This window comes from Nocardia huaxiensis, assembly GCF_013744875.1.
In the GTDB taxonomy this organism is placed as follows: domain Bacteria; phylum Actinomycetota; class Actinomycetes; order Mycobacteriales; family Mycobacteriaceae; genus Nocardia; species Nocardia huaxiensis.
On the sequence record NZ_CP059399.1, the window covers coordinates 3,751,296 to 3,774,079 of the forward strand.

Genomic DNA, 22,784 nt, shown 5'->3' on the forward strand with positions numbered 1-22,784 from the left:
GCGAGCCAAACCATGCGACCAGTTGGATTGTGCGAGAACGGCGGCCACACCCGAGGGGGTGCGACCGCCGTTTCAGAATTCCGTGTCAGGCGTGAATCAGACCTTTTCCAAGGGCTTTTCGCCCGGCGAGCTCGGCAGCAGATGTGGGGTCTCGCCCTGCATGCGCGCACTCACCCACCACGCCACCTCGACCAGCACAATGCCGATACCGCCCAGTATGAACGCGGTGGTGGTGAGCGCCACGTTCGACGGATCCAGCTTGAAGAACTCGCGGGTGAACGGCAGCGAGAACAGAATCAGGTATCCCGCAACGGAACCCGAGACCAGCAGGATCTTCCACCAGTTCCACGGCCGCGCCACGATCGCCAGCACCCACACCGCGATGATCAGCAGCGTGATGAGCGCGGTCGTGCCCGCCTGCACCTTCTCCGTCTGCGAGGCATCCGGACCCTCGTAGGCGAACAGGTAGGAGATGAAGGTCATGACACCGATGACCAAACCGGAAGGTATGGCCAAGCGCATGACGCGACCGACGAAACCGCTGCGCGCGCGTTCATTGTTCGGCGCCAGCGACAGGATGAACGCCGGAATGCCGATGGTGAACCAGGCCGCGATCGTCACGTGCCGTGGCAGGAACGGATAGCCGATGGCCTCGTAGTGGAAGATCTGCGAACCCACGCCGGCGATGCCGATCAGGAACGCCAGCACCACCGAGTACACGGTCTTGGTGAGGAACAGGTTGGAGACCCGCTCGATATTGCCGATCACCCGGCGGCCCTCGCCGACCACGTACGGCAGCGTCGCGAACTTGTTGTCCAGCAACACGATCTGCGCCACCGCGCGGGTGGCCGGGCTGCCCGAGCCCATGGCGACGCCGATATCGGCATCCTTGAGCGCGAGCACGTCGTTGACGCCGTCGCCGGTCATGGCGACGGTGTGACCGCGCGACTGCAGCGCTCCGACCATGGCCCGCTTCTGATCCGGGCGCACCCGGCCGAAGACGGTGTCGTGGTCGAGCACATCGGCGAGCTCGTTCTGATCGGTGGGCAGGGTGCGGGCGTCCACCGGATGGTCGCCGCCCGCCATGCCCAGCGAGGTCGCCACCGCGCCGACCGAGACGGCATTGTCGCCGGAGATGACCTTGGTCGAAACGCCCTGCGAGGCAAAGTATTCCAGGGTGCCCTTGGCGTCGGGGCGCACCTTCTGCTCCAGGATCACCAGCGCGGCCGGGGTGACGGTGCCGGGCGCATCGGCCGCGTCCACGGCGCGGTCGCTGCTGGCCAGCAGTAGCACGCGCAGGCCCTTGGAGCCGATTTCCTGTGCGAGAGCGGCGGTTTCGGAGGCCGGATCGAGCAGCACATCGGGCGCGCCGATGAGCCAGTTGCCGTGCTCGCCGAAGGAGAAGCCACTCCACTTCTTGGCCGAGGAGAACGGCGCGACCCCGGTCGGCTTCCAGCCGGGGGAGTCCGGCAGCGCCTCGGCAATGGCCGAGATGCTCGCATTGGGCCGCGGATCGTTGGCCGCCAGCGCCGCCAGAACCTGGTCCAGCGCAATACCATTGGTGTCGGCGATCGGCTTGATCTCGGACAGCCGCATGCCGTTCTCGGTGAGCGTGCCCGTCTTGTCGGCGCACACCACGTCCACGCGCGCCAGGCCCTCGATCGCGGGCAGTTCCTGCACCAGGCACTTGCGCTGCCCCAGCCGCACCACGCCCACCGCGAAGGCGATGGAGGTCATCAGCACCAGGCCCTCGGGCACCATGGGCACCAGCGCCGCCACCATGCCGTTGACGGCGGGCCGCCAGGACTCCTTGCTCGACACCAGCTGGTTGTAGATCGACAGCAGGCCCGCCGGAATCAGCAGGTAGGTAATGACTTTCAGAATGGTGTCGATGCCGTTGCGCAGCTCCGACTTCACCAGCGTGAACTTGCTGGCCTCGTCGGCGAGCTTGGCCGCGTAGGCGTCCTTGCCGACCTTGGTGGCCCGGTACGCGCCGCTGCCGGACACCACGAAGCTGCCCGACATGACCTGCGCCGCAATGCCTTTGTCGATGGGGTCGGCCTCACCGGTGAGCAGCGACTCGTCGACCTCGAGGAGTTCGGCCTCCACCACCTCGCCGTCGACCACGATCTGATCGCCGGGGCCGAGCTCGATGATGTCGTCGAGCACGACCTCCTGCGGCGCGACCGCGGTGGCCTTGCCCTCACGCCGCACCACCGGCTTGGCCTGGCCGACAATGGCGAGCTGGTCGAGGGTCCGCTTGGCCCGGACCTCCTGGATGATGCCCACCGCGCTGTTGGCGACGATCAGCAGCCCGAACATCCCGTCGATGATCGATCCGGTCGCCATGACGAGGATGAACAGCACGCCCAGAATCGCATTGATGCGGGTGAACACATTCGCGCGCACAATGTCGCGCACGGACCGGCTGGCCCGTTCCGGCACATCGTTGGTGAGACCGTCCCGGCGACGCTGCTCGACCTCGGCCGAGGTCAATCCGGTCGGTGGGCTCGCGGCCTGCGCGGTGATCGACATGACCGACAGCCTAGAGGGCGTGCGGGAAAATGCAGGTAGGCGACGCTAATCCGAGCTGCCGGTCCGCCGGATCCGGCCATAACGGCAAACTAGTTTCACCTGGTAACAATCTCACGCTACGGTTGGTCGGTGAGTGAGGCAGCTGCGAGTCCGGGTGGTGCGGGAGCGAACGCGGCGGCCGAAGCCGTCGGGGTCGCCGAGCCCCCGCCCGCCGCCAGGTCCGGACAGAATGTGGGCGTCGGATTCGGCGTCGGCGCGTACTTCATCTGGGGTTCCTTCCCCGCCTTCTTCGGCCTGCTGACCTTCGCCAGCCCGATCGAGGTGCTGGCCGAACGCATCCTGTGGACGCTGGTCGCCTCCCTGCTGGCCCTGCTCGTGGCCGGGCGGCTGCGCGAAATGCTGCGCATCGACTGGCGCACCTGGCGGCTGGCCGCCGCGGCCTCGCTGGCCATCGCCATCAACTGGGGCGTCTACGTCTACGCGGTGATGTCCGGCCACGTCGTGGAGGCCGCCCTCGGCTACTTCATCAACCCGCTGGTGACGGTCGCCTTCGGTGTCTTGATCTTTCGTGAGCGCCTGCGCCGATGGCAGTGGGCCGCACTCGGTTTGGGCGCGCTGGCGGTGGTGGTCCTCACCGTCGACTACGGTCGCCCGCCCTGGATCGCCTTGATCCTGGCCTGTTCCTTCGCCTCCTACGGCCTGATCAAGAAGGTGATCGGTCTGGACGCCCTGCCCGGCCTGGCCGCCGAGGGCATCTCCGCCGCGCCGTTCGCCGTGATCGCCGTGGTCGTGCTCGCCCTCACCGGCGACATCACCTTCGGCTCCAGCCTCGCGCACACCGCGCTGCTCATGTCCACCGGCCCGGTCACCCTGGTCCCGCTGGTGCTGTTCGCCCTGGCCGCACCCCGAGTCCCGCTGTCCACCATGGGAATCCTGCAGTACCTCACCCCGGCGCTACAGCTGTCCTGGGGCGTCTGGGTCGTGCACGAATACATGCCCGCCTCCCGCTGGGCCGGCTTCGGCCTGATCTGGCTGGCCCTGGCCGTCTTCACCTTCGACGCGCTGCGCCGGGCACGCCGAAGCCCGCGCACCCCCTCATGAGTGCGCGGGCTCCGGAATCGGTTGTTACTGCGCGGGCAGCCGCAGCGCCTGTTCGACGAACTGATTGGTGTAGGTGGCGTCCAGCTCGATGCGGTCGGCGACCGGTTTCACATTGCGGGAGTACTGGCCCAGGATGCGCAGAACATTCTCCGCGCCTTCGCGTTTCATGAGCCCGTCACCGTTGAACATGACGATCGAGTCGCGCACGGACTTGATGTAGAGGTCCGGATTGCCGCCCGCGTACTGCGAGGGCATCTTCGCGGCGATCTCCTCCGGGGTGTGCGACTTGATCCACTGGAGCGTCTGAACGAAGGCATTGGCCAGCTTCTGGACGATCTCCGGATGCGAATCGACTGTCTCGCAGCGCATGTAGAGCGAGGCGGCGGGGTAGAGGCCGCCCAGGGCCGCGCGGGTGCCCTGCTCGTTGCGCATATCGATGAGGACTTCGGCCTCACCCGAGGTCACCATTTTGGCGACGGTGGGGTCGGTGGTCATGCCCGCGTCGATGCCGTCGTGGTTCATGCCGGCGATGAAGGTCTGTCCCGCACCGACTTTCACGCGGGTGTAGTCGGAGGTGTTCAGGCCCGCCTGGCCGGCCAGCGCCTGGGTGAGGAAGTCGGTCGACGAACCCAGCGACGTGACACCGAGATTGCGGCCCTTGAAGTCGGCGGGGGACTTGATGGTGGCGGCATCCTGCTTGGACACCAGTTCCACCTCGCCCGGCACGTCCGCGAACTGCACCACCGTCTTGATGCACTGATCCTTGGCCTGCAGGTCGATGGTGTGGTCGTAGAAGCCGACCACGGCCTGGACATCGCCTGTCAGCAAGGCGGTTTCGGCGTTCGCGCCGGACTGTTCGCCCAGCAGCTTCACGTCGATGTCATTGGCTTCGAAGTTGCCGAGCTGCTGGGTGAGCATGGCGGGCAGGTAGATGACCTTCTCCAGGCCGCCGACCATGATGGTGATCTGCGGACGGCCGTCCTTGACCGGAATGCTGCGGGAATCACGACAGCCGGTGGCCAGCAGCAGCGAGCTCACGGCCAGCAGCACCACGGCAATGTGCTTGCGATACTTCACGATCACACCCCGTGATTCGAGCCGGCCTGCGACGGACGCCATTTCAGCAGCCGGTTCTCGGCCATGCCGATCAGCCACTCCGCCACCAGCGCCACCACGGTGATGATGATCATGCCCGCGTAGATGCCGGCCGCGTCGAAGGTGCCCTGCGCGTTCGAGATGAGCAGACCCAAACCCTTGCTGGCGCCGGCGTATTCGCCGACCACCGCGCCGATGAGCGCGAAACCGAAGGCGGTGTGCAGCGAGGACAGGATCCAGGTGGTGGCGCTCGGCAGCACGATGGAGGTCAGCACCTGCCGCCGCGACGCGCCCAGGATGCGCGCGTTGTTGATGACATTGCCGTCCACCTCGCGAGCGCCGGTGAAGGCATTGAAGAACACCGCGAAGAACACCAGCACCACCACGGTGGCGACCTTGGAACTCAGGCCCAGGCCGAACCAGATGATGAACAGCGAGGCCAGCACGATGCGCGGAACCGCGTTGAGCGCCTTGATGAACGGGGCCAGCACATCGGCCCAGTAGCGGCTGCGGCCCAGCAGCACGCCCAGCACGACACCGGCCACGGTGCCGATGGCGAAGCCCAGCACGGCCTCCTGCACGGTCGTGTAGAGCTGGAGCCAGATGGACCCGAATTGCGTTCCCTCGGTGAACCATTCGACCAGGCGCTGCCAGATGAGCGACGGCTTGGAGTAGAAGAACGGGTCGATCCACAGGCTGGCGGTGAGCTCCCAGGAGCCCAGCCACAGCGCCACCAGCAGCGCCCGCAGACCCCACGTCCGCGCCTTGGCCCTGCGCGCGTTGTTGCGCACCCGCGCGAGGATCTGCTCCTCGGTCTCCACCTCGAATTCCGGTGCGGCGGTGGCGATCTTGCTCATGGTGTCAAGCGACACGGGAGGCTCCCTTCTTGCGCGCCGCCTCGACCTCATCGCGCAGCGTTTCCCAGATTTCCTTGTAGAGATCGCGGAACTCCTCGGTGAGCCGGACCTCCTCGACATTGCGCGGGCGCTCCAGCGTGACGCGGAAATCACCGCACACGGTGGCCGGGCTCGCGGTCATGACCACCACGCGGTCGGCCAGCACAATGGCCTCCTCGAGATCGTGGGTCACGAAGATGACCGCGGCGTTCGTCCCGGACCACACGCGCAGCAGCTCGTCCTGCATGAGCTGGCGGGTCTGCACGTCGAGCGCGCTGAACGGCTCGTCCATGAGGATGATCTCGGGCTCGTTCACCAGGGTCTGGGCCAGCGCGACGCGTTTGCGCATACCGCCGGACAGCTGATGCGGGTAGTAGCCCTCGAATCCGCCGAGGCCGACCGTGCGCACCCAGCGCCCGGCGCGTTCGCGGGCCTCCTTCTTGCCGATGCCCCGGAAGTGCGGGCCCAGCGCGACATTGTCGAGGACCGTCTTCCACGGCAGCACGGCATCCTGCTGGAACATGTAGCCGATGCCGTCCGGGATGCCACGCACATCGCTGCCGCGCACCAGGGTGCGTCCGGCCGAGGCGGGTTCCAGGCCCGACACCAGCGACAGGGTGGTGGACTTGCCGCAGCCGGTCGGGCCGACCACGGCGACGAACTCGCCCGGGGCGACCGTGAAGTTCAGGTCGCGCACGGCGGTGTGGATGCCACCGTTCGTACCCGGGAAACGCTTTGTCGCACCGCGCAGTTCGATCAGCGGCGCACCGCCCGATTCGATCAACGGCGTGCCGTTGGGGTTGGTCATTGCTGCTCCTGTTTCCGTGCCGTTCATGCGGCGTTGGACAGAAGCTACGTGGCCCGGGTCACACTGCACCCCCTTGTGTGCGCTACCCGCACAAGCGGCAATTCCGACGTTTTGCTCGTTCTGCTCATGGGTTTGCGGGCGGGTGGCTACACTGTGGCCGTGCTTTCGCTCGGCCCCCGCTCCGTCCGGCTCCGGACCCAGATCGTGCTCCTGCAGATCGCCGTGGTGGGCCTGACCCTCGGATTGGCATTCGGGGTATTCGCGTATGTGGGCGGGCAGCGGCTGTCGGACGAGTACGGGCAGCGGGCACTGGCCATCGCACGCACCGTCGCCTCGGATCCGGATGTGCGGGCGCGGGTGACGCGGTATGCGGAGACGCCCTTGGTCGCCGGGCCGGAACTCCGGAACGAGCTGGCGAGCGGGGAACTCGCGGCCATCGCCGACGATGCCCGCATGCGCACCGGCGCACTATTCGTGGTGATCACCGACGATGCCGGCATCCGCCTGGCGCATCCGGACCATGCCCGGCTGGGGGAGAAGGTGAGCACCGACCCGTCCCGCGCGCTGGCCGGAGACGAGGTCATCATCCAGGAGCACGGCACCCTCGGTGAATCGGTCCGCGCGAAAGTCCCTGTGCTGGAACCGGCTACGCCCGGGGTGGACGATGCCCGGGTCGTGGGCGAGGTGAGCGTCGGCATCTCCACCACCGCGGTCCGCACCCAGCTCATGGGCGATCTGCGCCGCGCGGGCCTGCTGATCGGCGGCGCACTGCTTGCCGGTATCGCCGGGTCAGTGTTGCTGGCCCGTCGCTGGCATGGTTTGACCCTCGGCCTGGAGCCCTCCGAACTGGCCGAACTGGTCCGCGAGCAGGACGCCGTCCTGCACGGCATCGGCGAGGGCGTGGTCGCCGCAGACTCCGCCTGGCGGGTCACCGTGGTCAACGATGAGGCGCGCCGCCTGCTCGGCACAGACCCCGCTCCCGGCGCGCCGGTCGCCGAAATCGGTCTGACGCCAAGGATTCTGGAAGCCTTCCGCGCCGCCGACGGACACCCCGTCCAAGCCGCGGTAGGGGAGCGCATCGTCGTGGTAACCGCCCGCAGCGTCCACCGCGACGGCCGCCCCCTGGGTGCGGTCCTCAGCGTCCGCGACCGCACCGACGTGGAATCCCTGACCCGCCAACTGGATGCGGTCCAGTCCATGAGCACCGTCCTGCGCGCCCAGCGCCACGAATTCGCCAACCGCCTGCACCTGCTCAGCGGCTTGCTGCACACCGGCCGCCCCGACGAGGCCGCCCACTACCTCGGCGAACTCCTCGGCTCCGGCCCCCTTGGCGCGGCCCTGCCCGGCATCGACGCCATCCGCGACCCCTACCTGCAGGCCTTCCTGTCCGCCAAGGCCGCCCACGCCCGCGAACAGGGTGTACAGCTGCGGCTCGGCCCCAACACCTGGGTCGACGCGAATCTCGTTGCGCCGGTGGATGTCACGACCGTGCTCGGCAACCTCCTCGACAATGCAATCCACGCCGCGCGCACCGGTCGGCCGGGTTCGGGCGGCTCCGGGGTAGTCGGAATCGAGGAGGGTCCCGTGGGTGACGACGCGCAGCGGATGCCACACAGCGGGGCGGGAGCCGGCCCCGCTCGCCCCGCTTACCCCGCCGTCGCTGACGCGGTGGTCGAGCTGGAGATGGTGCAGGAGGCCGGAACGCTGCACATCGTGGTGCTCGACAGCGGGCCGGGTGTCGCTTCCGAGGTAGTGGATTCGCTGTTCACGGAAGGTGTTTCGACCAATCCGGGGCACGGTGTCCCGGGCGGGCGCGGGGTGGGGCTGGCGCTCACCCGGCAGGTGGCGCGGGCGCTGGGCGGTGAGGTGCGGCTGGCCGATCCGGGCGGGTCGGTCGGAGTCGAGAAGTCTTTGGCGGGAGCGGAATTCATCGCCGTCCTGCCCGATGTACTGACAGAGGGAGAACCGGCGTGGGCCGAGGAGATCTGAACGTTCTGGTGGTCGACGATGACTTCCGGGTGGCCAACCTGCACGCCGGAATCGTCTCGGCGCTACCGGGTTTCACGGTCGGGGCGACGGTGAACACGCTGGCCGCGGCCCGCGCCGCCATAGCGGAATCGGACTTCGATCTGGCTCTGGTGGACGTCTACCTGCCCGACGGCTCCGGGGTCGAGCTGGTCCGCGAGATCCGCTTCGACGCCATGATGCTCACCGCCGCAACCGAATCCGAGACGGTGCGGGCCGCGCTGTCGGCGGGTGCGCTCGGCTATCTGGTGAAGCCGTTCGACCACGCCGCCCTGGCCGCTCGCCTGGCGGGATACGCCCGTTACCGCCGCATTCTCGCCGACCCCGAGGTGAGTGCCGTCGACGTCGATGCCGCGCTGGCCGCCCTGCGCCCGGCGGCCAGCGCCACCGGCCCCTCCGCCCAGTCCGCGCCGCCGGTACAGTCGCCTACGAAAGACCTTGTCCTGCAAGCTGTCCGAGGTTCCCACGATCCCATGTCGGCGGCGCAGGTCTCGGCCGCCATCGGCATCTCCCGGGCCACCGCGCAGCGCTACCTGGCCGCCCTGGTGGGCGCGGGCAGCCTGCGCATGCAACTGCGCTACGGCAGCACGGGCCGCCCGGAACAGGAGTATTCGGCTGGTCCCGCCCGGTAACGCGGGCTTGTCTGAAATGTATTTAGTTCACTAAGTTGCGGTCGGGCGGTCGCACTGTCCCAACCGTCCGGGAAGGAATGACCCTCATGCGTAATCGTTTCCGTGCCGGTGTCCTCGCCGCCACCCTGCTCCTGGCCCCGCTCGCCGCCACCGCCACCGCCGCCGCCGCCGTCCCGCTGGAGCCCGCCGCCCCCGCCGAGCCCGTCGCCACCGTCTGCGTCCAGCAGTGGCCCGACAGCCTGATCTGCCTGCTGACCTCCTTCTCGGCCGACTCCGGCACCGCCAAGAAGTAGTCCCGAACGCCAACTCGCCTGTGGCACTTCACACATGCGGGTTGGCGAACCCCGCGGACTTTGGCTAACTTCGAAGGCGTGGCGATGCTCCTGTCGGCCGACTTGTACCGGTCCAGGGTCGGCGTCGTCACGACCACAGGAGAATTCCACTGTCCATCCAGTTCAACCACACCATCGTCGGATGCACCAACAACCAGGATTCCGCAAGATTCTGGGCAGACATCCTCGGGTTGGAGGTGGGAGATCAATGGGGTCCGTTCATTCCGATCACCGCCGCCAACGGCGTGACCTTCGATTTCGCGAACACCCCACCGGACCTCCCCGGCGGCATCCAACCCCAGCACTACGCCTTCCTGGTCTCGGAAGCCGAATTCGATGCGGCCCTGAAGAAGATCCAGGATTCCGGCCGAACCTACTGGGCCGACCCGCGCATGCAGGGCGTCAATGAAATCAACACCAACGACGGCGGCCGGGGCGTCTACTTCCAAGACCCCTCCGGCCACTTCATGGAGCTGATCACCGTCCCGTACGGTGGCTGGCCGCAAACGTAGTTCGCACGAAAGACATGTGCTCGGGGTCCATGGAGGCCCCGGGCACATGCCGCGCGATCAGGCCGAGACCGCGACGGCGACCGTCATGGCGGACCAGGGTTTGGGCGCGCCGGGCTGGTAGAACCGATCGGCCTCGCGGAGCTCGAATCCGGCCTCGCGGACCAGAGTCGGCATGTCGCGGTTGAGGTGGCAGCCGCCCGCCACGGCCTTCTGGACCGGGTTGATGCGGTGCTGCCAGGTCTGCACCTTCGGGTCGGGAGCCAGGCCGTGCTCCACGAAATGCAGGGTGCCGCCGGGAATCAGGACTCGGCGCAGTTCCCGCAGGGCCGCAGCGACATCCGGAATGGTGCACAGCGTCCAGGTGGACAGGGCCGAGTCGAAGGTGTCGTCGTCGAAGGGGAGGGCTTGGCCGTCCAGCCCGGCGCGTTCGATGGGGACGGTCGCGGTGGCGAGGCGGTCGGCGGCCATCTTCCAGCCGAGGCCGGCGGGGTCGATGGCGCTGACCGAGGTCACCGAGGCCGGATAGAAGGGGATATTGCGGCCCGAGCCGAAGCCGATCTCGACGACGCGGCCGTGCAGGTCGGTGCAGGCACGCCGGCGCAGCGGATCCATGATTCGGTTGCCGCAGGCCAGGTCGACCAGCCGGGGGAGGACGCGATCTTCGTAGATACCCACGCCCTCCACTGTCCCAACCCGGGCAGGCCGAGGCCAGTGTCAAATTCACAAATCGGTCAGCGCGTGGTGGGGAAGCGCTGGGTGAGCCAGGCCGTCACGTAGTCCAGCACCACCGGATCGATGGTGGTGTCGATGAAGGCGTACTCGGAGGGAACGCCCTTGTCGGCCGGTTGCAGCAGATGGTTGAGGCCGTCGAAGACGTGCACGTCGGCGTCCGGCCCGGCGGCCAGCAGGGTGCGCATGGGGCCTTCGCTCTGCTCGGCCGGGACCTGGAGATCCTTGCCGCCGTAGATGGCGAGGACCGGCACCCGCAGGGCCGAAAGCGCCGGGGCGGGATCGTAATTGACGAGTCCGGCCATATACGGGGAGGCCATGTCGTCGATGGTTTCGGCCGGGGCGCGCTGCTCCACCGGCAGGCTCTCGTTGTGTCCCTGCGCGTAGCTGCGCGCGCCCTCCAGGTCGCCGATGCGCAGCATATTGGTCAGGCCGGAGAGGAAGCCGATCTCGTCGGAGACCTCCTCGGGTGTCGCGCCCTCGGCCGCGAGGATCAGCTGGGTCTGCTCCAGCAGCACCTCCGAACCCGGAACCGCCGGTCCCGCAAGCAGAATCGTGAAGGCGACCCCGCTGTCGGCTCGCGAGGCGTAGAGCGGCGCGAGATACCCGCCCTCGCTGTGTCCCAGCAATCCGATGCGGTCGCCGTCGATCTCCGGGCGGCCGCGCAGGTAGGCGAGGCCCGCGCCGATATCGCTGCTCAGCTCCTGATAGCTGGAGTGCGCGAGGGTGCCGCCGGTGCCGCCGACCCCGCGATCATCGGTGCGCAGCACCGCGTATCCCGCGCGGGTCAGCGTGTCCGCGAGCAGCAGAAAAGGCTTGTGCCCCAGGATCTCCTCATTGCGGTCCTGTGGCCCGCTGCCTGTCACCAGCAGCACCGCCGGATGCTTTCCACCGGAGTCCGGCCGGGTCAGCGTGCCCGCGATGGTCAGATCGCCATTGTGAAAACTGACCTCCTCGGAGGTGTACGGCCACGGTGGTTTCGGCTCCTGCGGTCGTGGCGGCCACTGCTTCGGATTCTCGCTCTGGGTGGCGGCGGGCGGGGATGTCGTCGTCTCCTGCGGGGACTGTGAGCATCCCGAGACCAGGGCGACGGCGAACAGGATCGGCAGCAGCGATCGCGGCGCGCGCATATTCCCAGACTACGCATCACGATTGCGTGCGGGTCGCGTAACGTCGTCGTCACCGCCCGGCACCTTGTCATAACCACTCGGTCGGCGGTCATAACTCTGGGCACGCGTCCATTGCCGGGTGCGCGAATGCGCTCGTACCGTGGATTTCGTGAGCAAAGTCGCTTCCTCCCCGGCCCTCGCGGATCTGCCCACCGGAGTGGGTGGTTACGCCGCCGCCGAATTCGGCCCGCTGGTACGCACTTTCGCGCGGCGACTGGGGGGCCGGCCGGGCGCGGGAGCCGGGCTCACGGTACTTCGGCACGGGGAACCGCTGGTCGAGGTCTGGGCCGGTGAAGCCGGTCCGGCCCGGCCGTGGACGGCCGACACCGGTTCGGTGGTCTTCTCCGCCACCAAAGGCGTTGCGGCGACGGTCATTCACCGTCTGGCCAATCGCGGGCTTATCGACTACGACGCTCCGGTGGCCGCGTACTGGCCCGAATTCGGGGCGAACGGCAAGGCGAAAATCACCGTCCGCCAGATGCTTTCCCATCGTTCGGGTTTGTCAGGTTTGCCGGAGATCGCCGCCGGTCTCGACGAGGTGCTCGACCACCGCCTCATGGAGGAGCGTCTCGCCGCGGCGAAACCCGATCGCCTGCTGGGCGTTCCGGCCTATCACGCGCTCACCTACGGCTGGCTGCTGGCCGGTCTGGCGCGCGCCGTCACCGGCCGCGGCATGCGCGAACTGTTCCGCAGCGAGATCGCCGAACCGCTCGGCACCGACGGCATCCACCTGGGCCGCCCGCCCGCCGGCTCCAGCACCACCGCCGCCACCCTGCTCGGCAATCGCCTGGCCCTGGTCGGCACCGACTACGCCGCGCTGTTCCTCGGCCACTCCTACAGCCTGCCCGGCGCGCTCGGCGCGCTGGCGCGCTGCCTGTTCCTGCCCGGCCTCGAAATCCTCGTCGAGGGTGACGAACCCGCCGTCCTCGACACCGAGCTCCCCGCGGGCAATGGCGTCTGCACCGCCACCGGCCTGGCGACCATGTACGGCGCACTCGCCAATGGCGGCATGGCCGGCGGCCGCCGCTACCTGTCCGAGCAGACCCTCAGGTCCATGCGCCGCATCGAGACCTACCGCCTCGATCACTCCCTGCTCTACGCCCCGATGCTGTGGCACATGGGCTATCACTCGCTCCCGATTCCGGGCGCGCATGCGGGCTTCGGACATGTCGGGCTCGGCGGCTCCTTCGGCTGGGCCGAACCGCGCCTGGGCCTCTCGGTCGGGCTCGTCCACAATCGTTTGTCCATGACCGGCCTGGTCACGGATCAAATGGCGTCGGCGTGGGTGCTGCCGCTGGTGGTGCGGGGCGCCCGCGCGGCGCGTCGCACCACCACCCGCGCCGAGCAGCGCGCGGCCTAGGCGCGGGGAATCCGGCGCGCGAAATCCCATGCACAGCGGGCACTTCAGTGACCTTGGCCACGACACGCCCGACGCCACGCCGTGTCACCAGTTGCGACGCGTGGCGCGCGTAAAAGTGGTCGGTGGGGCCGCCTAGTATGGCTGGGTGTCGTCATCGGGATCATTCGTTCACCTGCACAATCACACCGAGTACTCGATGCTCGACGGCGCGGCGAAGATCACGCCTCTGTTCAAAGAGGCGAACCGGCTGGGCATGACCGCCGTCGGCATGACCGACCACGGCAATATGTACGGCGCCTCCGAGTTCTACAACTCCGCCAAGAAGAACGGCATCAAGCCGATCATCGGCATCGAGGCCTACATCGCGCCGGAATCGCGGTTCAACACCAAGCGTGTGCAGTGGGGCGACCCGTCGCAGAAGAGCGACGACGTGTCCGGTTCCGGTGCGTACACGCATATGACGATGGTGGCGGAGAACGCGACCGGTCTGCGCAACCTGTTCAAGCTGTCGTCGCTGGCGTCGATCGAGGGCCAGCTCGGCAAGTGGGCGCGTATGGACGCCGACATCATCGCCGAGCACGCCGCCGGCATCATCGCCACCACCGGCTGCCCCTCGGGCGAGGTGCAGACCCGCCTGCGCCTGGGCCACGAGCGCGAGGCCCTCGAAGCCGCGGCCAAGTGGCAGGAGATCTTCGGCCCGGAGAACTTCTTCCTCGAGATCATGGACCATGGCCTGTCCATCGAGCGCCGGGTGCGCGAGGGCCTGCTCGAGGTCGGCAAGAAGCTGGGCATTCCGCCGCTGGCCACCAACGACTGCCACTACGTGCACGAACACGACGCCGCCAATCACGAGGCGCTGCTGTGCATCCAGACCGGCAAGACCCTCTCGGATCCGACCCGCTTCAAGTTCGACGGCTCCGGCTACTACCTCAAATCCGCCGAGGAGATGCGCGCCATCTGGGACGCGGAGGTCCCCGGCGCGTGCGACAACACGGTCCTCATCGGCGAGCGCGTCCAGTCCTACGACGACGTCTGGGCGCACCGCGACCGCATGCCCATCTTCCCGGTCCCCGAGGGCGAGACGCAGGCCAGCTGGCTGCGCCACGAGGTGATGAAGGGCCTGGACCGCCGTTTCCCCAATGGCGTTCCGCCCGAATACATCACGCGCGCCGACTACGAGATCGACGTCGTCAACGAGATGGGCTTCCCGGCCTACTTCCTCATCGTCGCCGACCTCATCACCTACGCGCGTTCGGTCGGCATCAATGTCGGCCCGGGTCGAGGTTCGGCGGCCGGTTCGCTGGTCGCCTACGCCATGGGCATCACCAATATCGACCCGATCCCGCACGGCCTGCTGTTCGAGCGATTCCTCAATCCCGAGCGCGTGTCCATGCCCGATATCGATATCGACTTCGACGATCGCCGGCGCGGTGAAATGGTCCGCTACGCCACCGAGAAGTGGGGCAGCGATCGGGTCGCCCAGGTGATCACCTTCGGCACCATTAAAACCAAAGCGGCGCTGAAGGACTCGGCCCGCGTCCAGTTCGGCCAGCCCGGCTTCGCCATCGCCGATCAGATCTCCAAGGCGCTGCCGCCGCCGATCATGGCCAAGGACATTCCGCTGTCGGGCATCATGGATCCCGAGCACGAGCGGTACAAGGAAGCCGCCGAGGTCCGGGAGCTCATCAACACCAACCCGGACGTCAACAAGATCTACGAGACCGCGCGCGGCCTCGAGGGCCTGATCCGCAATGCCGGCGTGCACGCCTGCGCGGTCATCATGTCCTCCGAACCGCTCACCGACGCCATCCCGGTGTGGAAGCGGGCGCAGGACGGCGCCATCATCACCGGCTGGGACTACCCGAGCTGTGAGGCCATCGGCCTGTTGAAGATGGACTTCCTGGGTCTGCGCAACCTCACCGTCATCGGTGACTGCCTGCAGAACATGAAGGCCAACCGCGGCATCGACCTCGACCTCGACACGCTGCCGCTGGAGGACAAGGCCACCTACGAATTGCTCGCGCGCGGCGACACTCTCGGCGTGTTCCAGCTCGACGGTGGCGCCATGCGCGACCTGCTGCGCCGCATGCAGCCCACCGGGTTCGAGGACATCGTGGCCGTGCTCGCGCTGTACCGCCCCGGCCCCATGGGCATGAACGCCCACAATGACTACGCCGACCGCAAGAACGGGCGGCAAGAGGTCAAGCCCATCCACCCGGAGCTGGAAGAACCGCTCAAGGACATCCTGCGTGATACCTACGGCCTGATCGTGTATCAGGAGCAGATCATGCAGATCGCGCAGAAGGTGGCCGGGTACTCGCTCGGCCGAGCAGACATTCTGCGCCGCGCCATGGGTAAGAAGAAGGCCGAAGTCCTCGAGGCCGAATTCGAAGGCTTCGAGAAGGGCATGATGGAGAACGGCTTCTCCAAGCCCGCCATCAAGGCGCTGTGGGACACGATTCTTCCGTTCGCCGGATACGCGTTCAACAAGTCGCATGCCGCCGGCTACGGTCTGGTCTCCTTCTGGACCGCGTACCTCAAGGCCAACTATCCCGCCGAGTACATGGCCGGTCTGCTCACCTCCGTCGGTGACGACAAGGACAAGGCCGCCGTCTACCTGGCCGACTGCCGCCGCCTGGGTATCCAGGTGCTGCCCCCCGACGTCAACGAGTCCGAACTCGAATTCGCCTCCGTCGGCAACGACATTCGCTTCGGTATGGGCGCGGTGCGCAATGTCGGCGCGAACGTGGTGGCCTCGATCATCCAGGCGCGCAAGGAGAAGTCGAAGTTCACCGACTTCTCCGACTACCTGAACAAGATCGACGCCGTGGCCTGCTCCAAGAAGGTCGCCGAATCCCTCATCAAGGCAGGCGCTTTCGACTCGCTCGGGCATCCGCGCAAGGGCCTCATGCTGGTGCACTCCGACGCCATCGACGCGGTCATGTCGACCAAGAAGGCGGAGGCCATCGGCCAGTTCGACCTCTTCGGCGGCCTCGACGACGGCGACGATTCGGTGGCCAGCGTCTTCAATGTGAAGGTGCCCGACGAGGAATGGGACACCAAACACAAGCTCGCGCTCGAACGGGAAATGCTGGGCCTCTACGTGTCCGGGCATCCGCTGCACGGCGTCGAGCACGTGCTGTCCAACCAGTCCGACACCTCGATCCCGACCATTCTGGAAGGCGACGTCAAGGACGGCGCGCAGGTGACCGTCGGCGGCATCCTCTCCACGGTGACCCGGCGCATCAACAAGAACGGTCTGGCCTGGGCATCGTGTCAGCTGGAGGATCTGTCCGGCGGCATCGAGGTGCTGTTCTTCCCGCAGTCCTACTCGGTGTACGGCATGGATGTGGTCGAGGACGCCATCGTGCTGGTGAAGGCGCGCGTCAGCATGCGCGACGACCGCGTCTCGCTCATCGCCAATGACCTTGTGGTGCCGGATCTTTCGCATATCGGCGTGGAGAAGCCGGTATCGGTCACCATCCCGACCCGCCTGTGCACGCCGGACAAGATCGGCGCGCTCAAGCGCGTGCTGTCCAGCCATCCGGGCACCGCGAACGTGCACATCCGCCACGTCGGTTCGCGCGAGCGCACCACGGTATTGAAGGTGGCCGACAATCTGCGGGTGTCGCCGTCCTCGGCGCTCATGGGCGATTTGAAGGCGCTACTCGGCCCCGGCTGCATGGCGGGCTAGTCCGGCCTCCCCGGAATCCGCTGGTCACAGCGGTAGGGTGCTGATCATGGCGGCCCTACCGCGTGTGCGCAGTCTCGCCGTTCTGCTGGCCGTCACCGCGATGGTGGCGACGGCGTGTGCGGATCCGCCGCATTCGGTGCTCACCACCTCCGCCCGGCAGGCTCCGCCGATGGGCGGCCCGCCGTCCGCCGAGGCGGTGGTCAGCGCCTCAGCGGAGGGCCTGCGTCTGCGCGGGGAACCGTGGTGGCCTTCGGGATTCAACGGCCCGCAGCTGGCGACGGACTATTCGATCAACTTCGGCTGCGGCGCGGAGGTGGACCTCGACGCTTTCTTCAGCAAGGTGCCGCAGCATGCGCTGACCCGCTTCGCCCTGTTCCAGTCCTTCGTGGTCGACAAGAACACCGGCGAACTGAATTTCGCAGCCGCCGACCGGGTTTTCGCGGCGGCCGAGAAATACGGCCGGATCATTCTGCCGGTGCTGTCCGATCAGGCGGGACAGTGCGGCAACGAGATCTTCAAACAGCGCCAGTGGTACGTGGACGGCTGGCGCAAAACCGTCGAAGTGCCGGGGCGTTCGGTCATGAGCTTCGCGGACTGGGTGCGCACCGCCGTGCAACGCTGGCGTGGTTCCCCGGTGCTGGCGGGCTGGGAACTGGTCGGCGAACCCGAACCCAGCAACTGCACCGGCAGCAGTTGCGAACTGCGCCACCGCACCTGCCCGTCCGATGCCCCGCAGGTGCTGCGCACGTTCATGGACGACGCGGGAGCACTGGTCCGTGAGCTGGACCCGCATCGGCTCATCTACGCCGGATTCGTGGGCGGCAGCCAATGCGGGATCGCGCGCGACGCCTTCCGCTATGTCAGCGAGTCACCCGGGATCGACGTGGTGGAGTTCCACGACTATTCCGAGGACGGCAATCCGCTGCCCGGCGGCCCCAACAACGGCCTGGCCCGGCGCATCGCCCTGGCGAAGGAGATCGGAAAGCCGCTGCTGGTGGCCGAACTCGGCGAATACGGCGGTTCCTGCGAAACCTTGGACGATCGTCGCGACATCGTGGACCGCCGCATCACCGGCCAGCGCGAGGCGGGCACCGCGGGCGCGCTGATCTGGGCATTCGTCCCCGACCCCCGGCTCGACCAATGCACCTACGACGTCGGCCCGGAGGACCCGCTGTGGGGTCTGGTGGCCGCCAAGTCCACGCTGGGCTAGCTGCCGATCACCCGGTACAGCCGCCAGTTCGGCTGTCCGGCACCATCATTGGGGATCTCCAGAGCCAGAGTGGCGATCTGCGCACCGTTCTCGTAGATCGTCGGGTAGCGCCGATTGAGCGCATCGGAGGTGCCGCGCCCGGTATTGGGAACGGTGAGCAGATAGATCACCCCGTGTTCGGCGGGTGCGTTGAGGGTGCGCACGAAATCGCGATCGGAGGGAATGACGAAGCGCTGCGGGTGTTTCGAGGCGACCTGCACGGCGAAGCCGTACACGGTATCCATGACGATGGACCCCGGCGGCAGGTCCATGGCGTCGAGATGGTCGGCGATCCGGCGTTCGGTGGAGAACGTGGCGGCGATACGCGCCTGATCCAGATGCTTGTCGGAGACATTGTCCGGATCCGGGAACAGCACCTCGGTCACTGCGTACTCCTGCACGGCCAGCAGCTGATCGTCCATGCCGCGCGCGGTGATCGGCAGCGACGCCAGCAGCAGCACGCTCACGGCCACCGCGCTCGCCGCCGCACTCGGTGCGGTGCGTTCCCGCGTCATCGCCATGTGTTCGGCGTGTTCGCCGAGTCGTCGGGACGGAGGCAGGCCCCGCGCCGGAATCAGCAGGAACGCGAGGATCGCGGTCAACGGGATGGCCGCCACATAGAACCGCAGGAAGGCGAAGGTGGAGCCGCTCGCGTAACTCAGCGCCTGGAAGCCGAGCACCGATCCGCACAACAGCATCGGCACCAGCGGCACCGGATCACGGCGGCGCACCGCGAGCGCACCGGTGATCGGCAGCAGCAGCGGCAGCGTCGGCGCGAGGATCAGCGTGGCCGCGATCGAGTACTGCACCGCCTCGAACGGATGGCTCGGCGGCTGCGCCCCGGACTGCGCCAGGATCGCGGTATTGCCGTACTGCGAGGTGAACTGCTGGAATGCCTGCCCGGTGATGAGCCAGCTGGTGCCCGCCCACACCACGAACGCCAGCACCGACGGCGCGGCGACCAGCACCAGATCCATTGCCGCCCCGCTGAATCGATGCTCCTCGGCCCGCCGCCGCCGATAGCTCAGCACGAAGACGACGATCCCGGCGACCGCGGCCGGTGCGAGCGCGTCGTAGCGGGTCAGATACCCGAGACCGAGCGCGAGACCGCAGGCCACCAGATCGTGCACGCCGTCGGTGCGCACCCAGCGCATGAGCCGCCGCACCGCCCAGCACAGGCAGAACAGGAACAGCGCCTCGCTCATTCCGTTGCCGCCGTAGAAGATCACCATCGGATTCAGCGCGAACACCCCGGTCACCACGCCGCACAACCAGGCCGGCGCACCGCGATCGGTGCCGACACCCCAGATCATGACGACCGCGCCGGCCATGAACAGCGAGGTCATCAGCACACCCGATAGACCCCACCGGGTGATCCCCGGGAACCACGGCTCGAAGGCCACGAACGGCAGCTGCGCCAGCGAGGTGAGCGGGGTGAAGACGAATCCGATGGCAGACAGGTGCGGATCCCGGCTGAACAGCGCCGATTCCGTGGCCGACACCCGGCTCAGCGCGTCGCCCATGAGATACCCGCGCCCGGCGGTCAGGAATGTTCCGGTCGCCAGGTACAGCAGCGCGGAACCGGCGAAGATCCAGCGCGGCACCCTCGACCGACGCCGGTTCCCGGCCGCCACGGCGATGCCGGGCCGCTCCGCTTCGACTGTGCCGCTGGTCATTCCGCGCCCTCCGTGGCATTGCCCAGACCGTGGAAGGTCTTCTCCCAGTAGGACGGATTGCGCAGCAGCTGCCAGCATCCCTTGGCCGAGGCGATCGCCATGAGCAGCCAGTACAGCGGGGAGGTGAGGCAGGCCACCAGCAGATCGGGCCGTCCGTTCTCCCGGCAGGCGACCATGTTCATGTACACCGTCGCCGCGTTCCCCAGCACCAGGGCCAGCAGCGCGGGGAAGTAGACCGCGGCCGGGAACATCGCCTCGATCACGCGGGGCTGCCCCAGAATCCAGGCCAGCGTCACGAACCAGAACACCAGATTGAGGCAGGCGATGATCGGCGTCCCGGCCAGGATGAGCGTGAAGCGCAGGAAGCTCACCGCGCCGAGCTCACGCCACAGCGCGACCGGCCGGCGCACATGCACCAGCCAGCTCTGCAGATAGCCCTTGTACCACCGGGAGCGCTGCCGGATCCAGTTGATGGCGTCCGGGTTGGCCTCCTCGAGCGTGACGGAATCGATGACGGCCGTGGCATATCCGCGTGCCGCGATCCGCACGCCCAGATCCGCGTCCTCGGTGACATTGTGCGGATCCCAGGCCCCGATGGACACCAGCACGCTGCGCCGGAAGTGATTGGAGGTGCCGCCCAGCGGAATCGGTGCGTTGCTGCGCATCAGCCCCGGCAGCAAGAAGCTGAACCACAGCCCGTAGTCCATGGTGAACCAGGCGGTGAGCAGGTTCTGCCGGGCATTGTGGAAAGCCAGTTTGGCCTGTACACACACCACCGAGCGCGGCAATGTCGCGAAGGCCGCCACCACCCGGCGCAGCTGCAGCGGATCCGGAATGTCCTCGGCATCGTAGATGGTGACGAAATCACCGGTGGCGGCGTGCAATCCGTAGTTGCAGGCTTTGGGTTTGGTGCGCGGATCGGCGGCGGGCACCAGCACGATGGTGATGTGCTCACTGCCCGGTTCGCCGATGCCGGCCCGCCGGGCGGCTTCGATGGTGGGGGTGTCGTCCTCCTCGAGCAGCAGCAGCGCCTGCATCCTGTCGCGCGGATACTCCAGGCCGTTGAGGGCGGCGATGAGATCGCCCACCACTTCGGGTTCGCCGTAGGCCGGGACCAGGATGGTGTAGGCGGGCAGTTCGGATTCCGGTATGGCGCGGGCGGTCTCGTCGTCGATGGTCAGGATGGCGTCGCGGGCCATGCCGCGCGCGAAGATCACCACGCGGTCCACCATGACCGCGGTGTAGCCCAGGGTGCACACCGCCATCACCGCGATGAGCGTCGGCATGGGGAACACGACCGCGCACACCACGGTCAGCACTGCCACCGCGATCGCCGTATTCCGTTGCCAGGGCAGGAAAGCCACCGACGCCGAGGCCATGGGGTCGTGGTCGCGCAGTCCGCGCACCGCCGCACGCAGGGCGCGCTCACGTTCGCCGGGGGTGGCCAGGCCGGGGAGTTCGCTCGTCATCCGCCCGCTCCGATCCGCACGATCTCGCGTGCCACCGCGGTGAGCATGTCCTGGTCCTTGTGCTGGGTCCCCGGGTCGCCGGTGTCGCCCTCCGGGTCGAGGTCCACGGCGCTGCCGCGCAGGGTCTGGTGCAGCAGGTTCTCGAAGGTGCCGATCACCGAGGGTTCCGGTTGCGGGAACTTGGCGTCGGGCAGATGGTTGTCCGCGGCGATGAGGCTGATCCGCTCGATGCCACGGCTGCCGCGCCAGGTCCAGCTCAGCCAGGTCCAGCTCAGCAGCTGCCGATCGTCGAGCACGGTGTTGAGCCGGGCGCTCACCCCGTGGCCGAGGTCGATGCGCACCGGCGCGCTGATGCGCGGCTGGGCGAGCCGGTACATGACGAATTCCGGGTATCGGCCGATGGTTTCGGCGTCCTCGGAGCGCACGATGTCGACCATGATCCGGCGTCGCCGGGATTCCTTGTCCCAGGCCGGATTACCGCGCTGGGCCTGCCACTGCTGGCGCACCCACGAGGTGTTGTGGCCGAAATAGCGTGGTGCCCAAGGGTATGCGCGCTCATTGAGCATTCGCCAGCCGGGTGCGACGGCCGGGGACTCGGCGACGATCAGCCCCGGGACGTCGGCGACCGGCGTGATGTACTCGTGCGGCAGGTCGATCAGCATCACCGCCGCGGTCGCCGCCAGGACGGTCGCCACGGCGCTGCGGGACCGGGCAGCGGTCGCGGGATTGACCGGCCGGTCCAGCGGCTTCAGGGTGGACCAGTCGCGCTGGTAGAGGTACATGATCAGCGCCGAGCCCGTGATCGCCGAACAGGCCGGGACCATCTGGTAGGCGAACAGCGGTGCGTCGCGGAACCAGGTTCGGATCACCAGCAGCACCACACCGCCCACCGCCAGCGCGAGCAGCGCGGCGACCAGTCCGCGCCGCCAGGTGCGGCCCCCGGCGATCGCCGCCGCCCCGGCGGTGAACAACACCAGGCCCGCGCCGCTGGCGATCCGGTCGCCGCCCAGGGTGATGACCACCTCGAGGTTCAGCAGCGGAATGGATCCGATGAGGACCAGCAGCCAGGCCGGCCAGAACCGGAAGACCGGCCGCAGCCCGAACAGCAGCACGCAGAGGCTCATCAGGAACAGCGGCACCGCGACCAGATCCAGATGGAAAACCTCGTATTCGTAGCGGTAGCGCTGTACCAGCAGCCCCAGGATCGCCACCGAACTCGACAGCAGTAGCAGGCCGACGATGATGTCGGCCTGCCGGTCGTGGATGGGCAGTTCGTTGCGACGCCGCAGCGCGATGCCGATCGCCGCGAACCCGCCCAGCACCGGCATCAAGAAGATGTACCCGATGCCGGAGCCCTGTTGTACGTCCTCGATGAGCTCGTGCAACAGATTCCAGAACGCCGCGACCGTGCAGACCACCACCAGCACCGCGCGCAGGATGGTCAGCCACGGGATATGGCGTTCCGGCGCGCGGGGTTCCGCGACGGTGTCGGTATCGGTCAC

17 protein-coding genes are annotated in these 22,784 nt (G+C 67.7%); 8 read left to right on the forward strand and 9 right to left on the reverse strand.

All coding sequences use genetic code 11. From position 1 onward, the window contains the following. Positions 1-96: 96 nt before the first annotated feature. Positions 97-2,535 (reverse strand): cation-translocating P-type ATPase, encoded by a 2,439-nt coding sequence (locus tag H0264_RS16705; protein ID WP_181584816.1) that lies wholly within the window; start codon positions 2,533-2,535, stop codon positions 97-99. 231 nt (positions 2,536-2,766) lie between these two features. On the opposite strand from H0264_RS16705, the gene rarD reads away from it, so the two are divergent. After that, entirely contained in the window at positions 2,767-3,636 is an 870-nt protein-coding gene (gene rarD, locus H0264_RS16710) for an EamA family transporter RarD (protein WP_181585606.1), read from the forward strand. Positions 3,637-3,660: 24 nt separating this feature from the next. On the opposite strand, the gene H0264_RS16715 is transcribed toward rarD, so the two are convergent. Genes H0264_RS16715 through H0264_RS16725 form a run of 3 tightly spaced genes read right to left on the reverse strand, consistent with a single transcriptional unit; the run spans position 3,661 to position 6,435 of the window. Next, complete coding sequence (locus tag H0264_RS16715; protein WP_244976208.1) at positions 3,661-4,713, reverse strand: ABC transporter substrate-binding protein; 1,053 nt, start codon at positions 4,711-4,713, stop codon at positions 3,661-3,663. Between the two features lie 2 nt (positions 4,714-4,715). Continuing rightward, positions 4,716-5,603: an ABC transporter permease gene (locus H0264_RS16720; protein ID WP_181584818.1), complete on the reverse strand. Its 888-nt coding sequence runs from the start codon at positions 5,601-5,603 to the stop codon at positions 4,716-4,718. Next, a complete protein-coding gene (locus H0264_RS16725) occupies positions 5,593-6,435 on the reverse strand; it encodes an ABC transporter ATP-binding protein (protein WP_220139995.1) in 843 nt (280 codons plus the stop codon). The genes H0264_RS16720 and H0264_RS16725 overlap by 11 nt, the downstream gene beginning before the upstream one ends. A 159-nt stretch (positions 6,436-6,594) precedes the next feature. Between H0264_RS16725 and H0264_RS16730 the strand changes: the two genes are divergently transcribed. The 4 genes from H0264_RS16730 (at position 6,595) to H0264_RS16745 (ending at position 9,936) form a co-directional block, all read left to right on the forward strand. Further along, a complete protein-coding gene (locus tag H0264_RS16730; RefSeq protein WP_244976209.1) occupies positions 6,595-8,424 on the forward strand; it encodes a sensor histidine kinase in 1,830 nt (609 codons plus the stop codon). Beyond that, positions 8,406-9,092, forward strand: coding sequence for a response regulator (locus H0264_RS16735; RefSeq protein ID WP_181584821.1), 687 nt, complete (start codon positions 8,406-8,408; stop codon positions 9,090-9,092). Before H0264_RS16730 ends, H0264_RS16735 begins: the two co-directional genes overlap by 19 nt. 86 nt (positions 9,093-9,178) lie before the next feature. Continuing rightward, positions 9,179-9,385 carry a hypothetical protein gene (locus H0264_RS16740; RefSeq protein WP_181584822.1) on the forward strand — a complete coding sequence of 69 codons (207 nt, stop codon included), beginning with the start codon at positions 9,179-9,181 and terminating at the stop codon, positions 9,383-9,385. Between the two features lie 149 nt (positions 9,386-9,534). Further along, entirely contained in the window at positions 9,535-9,936 is a 402-nt protein-coding gene (locus H0264_RS16745; RefSeq protein WP_181585607.1) for a VOC family protein, read from the forward strand. 57 nt (positions 9,937-9,993) lie between these two features. Here the strand turns inward: H0264_RS16745 and H0264_RS16750 are convergent, their stop codons facing one another. Continuing rightward, entirely contained in the window at positions 9,994-10,611 is a 618-nt protein-coding gene (locus H0264_RS16750; protein ID WP_181584823.1) for a class I SAM-dependent methyltransferase, read from the reverse strand. 56 nt (positions 10,612-10,667) lie between these two features. After that, entirely contained in the window at positions 10,668-11,795 is a 1,128-nt protein-coding gene (locus H0264_RS16755) for an alpha/beta hydrolase family protein (RefSeq protein WP_181584824.1), read from the reverse strand. Positions 11,796-11,943: 148 nt separating this feature from the next. Between H0264_RS16755 and H0264_RS16760 the strand changes: the two genes are divergently transcribed. From H0264_RS16760 to H0264_RS16770, 3 genes are all read left to right on the forward strand, one after another. Then, positions 11,944-13,194 carry a serine hydrolase domain-containing protein gene (locus H0264_RS16760; protein WP_181584825.1) on the forward strand — a complete coding sequence of 417 codons (1,251 nt, stop codon included), beginning with the start codon at positions 11,944-11,946 and terminating at the stop codon, positions 13,192-13,194. A gap of 145 nt (positions 13,195-13,339) precedes the next feature. Continuing rightward, on the forward strand, positions 13,340-16,888 hold the full coding sequence (gene dnaE / locus H0264_RS16765; RefSeq protein WP_181584826.1) for a DNA polymerase III subunit alpha: 3,549 nt from the start codon (positions 13,340-13,342) through the stop codon (positions 16,886-16,888). A gap of 46 nt (positions 16,889-16,934) precedes the next feature. Further along, positions 16,935-18,098, forward strand: coding sequence for a beta-mannosidase (locus H0264_RS16770; protein WP_231086552.1), 1,164 nt, complete (start codon positions 16,935-16,937; stop codon positions 18,096-18,098). Here H0264_RS16770 and H0264_RS16775 read toward each other — a convergent pair. The 3 genes from H0264_RS16775 to H0264_RS16785 are packed head-to-tail and all read right to left on the reverse strand — an operon-like array spanning position 18,095 to position 22,784. Beyond that, complete coding sequence (locus H0264_RS16775; protein ID WP_181584827.1) at positions 18,095-19,813, reverse strand: ArnT family glycosyltransferase; 1,719 nt, start codon at positions 19,811-19,813, stop codon at positions 18,095-18,097. The two genes, H0264_RS16770 and H0264_RS16775, sit on opposite strands and share 4 nt — an antisense overlap. Then, positions 19,810-21,282: a glycosyltransferase gene (locus tag H0264_RS16780; protein ID WP_181584828.1), complete on the reverse strand. Its 1,473-nt coding sequence runs from the start codon at positions 21,280-21,282 to the stop codon at positions 19,810-19,812. The genes H0264_RS16775 and H0264_RS16780 overlap by 4 nt, the downstream gene beginning before the upstream one ends. Continuing rightward, complete coding sequence (locus H0264_RS16785) at positions 21,279-22,784, reverse strand: hypothetical protein (RefSeq protein ID WP_181584829.1); 1,506 nt, start codon at positions 22,782-22,784, stop codon at positions 21,279-21,281. The genes H0264_RS16780 and H0264_RS16785 overlap by 4 nt, the downstream gene beginning before the upstream one ends.

Bases quoted from the DNA above. Each gene is read 5' to 3' on its own strand.
- H0264_RS16705 (WP_181584816.1), bottom strand. From the start codon at position 2,535: ATGTCGATCACCGCGCAGGCCGCGAGCCCACCGACCGGATTGACCTCG.
- H0264_RS16725 (WP_220139995.1), bottom strand. From the start codon at position 6,435: ATGACCAACCCCAACGGCACGCCGTTGATCGAATCGGGCGGTGCGCCG.
- H0264_RS16740 (WP_181584822.1), top strand. From the start codon at position 9,179: ATGCGTAATCGTTTCCGTGCCGGTGTCCTCGCCGCCACCCTGCTCCTG.
- H0264_RS16755 (WP_181584824.1), bottom strand. From the start codon at position 11,795: ATGCGCGCGCCGCGATCGCTGCTGCCGATCCTGTTCGCCGTCGCCCTG.
- H0264_RS16770 (WP_231086552.1), top strand. From the start codon at position 16,935: ATGGCGGCCCTACCGCGTGTGCGCAGTCTCGCCGTTCTGCTGGCCGTC.
- H0264_RS16775 (WP_181584827.1), bottom strand. From the start codon at position 19,813: ATGACCAGCGGCACAGTCGAAGCGGAGCGGCCCGGCATCGCCGTGGCG.
- H0264_RS16780 (WP_181584828.1), bottom strand. From the start codon at position 21,282: ATGACGAGCGAACTCCCCGGCCTGGCCACCCCCGGCGAACGTGAGCGC.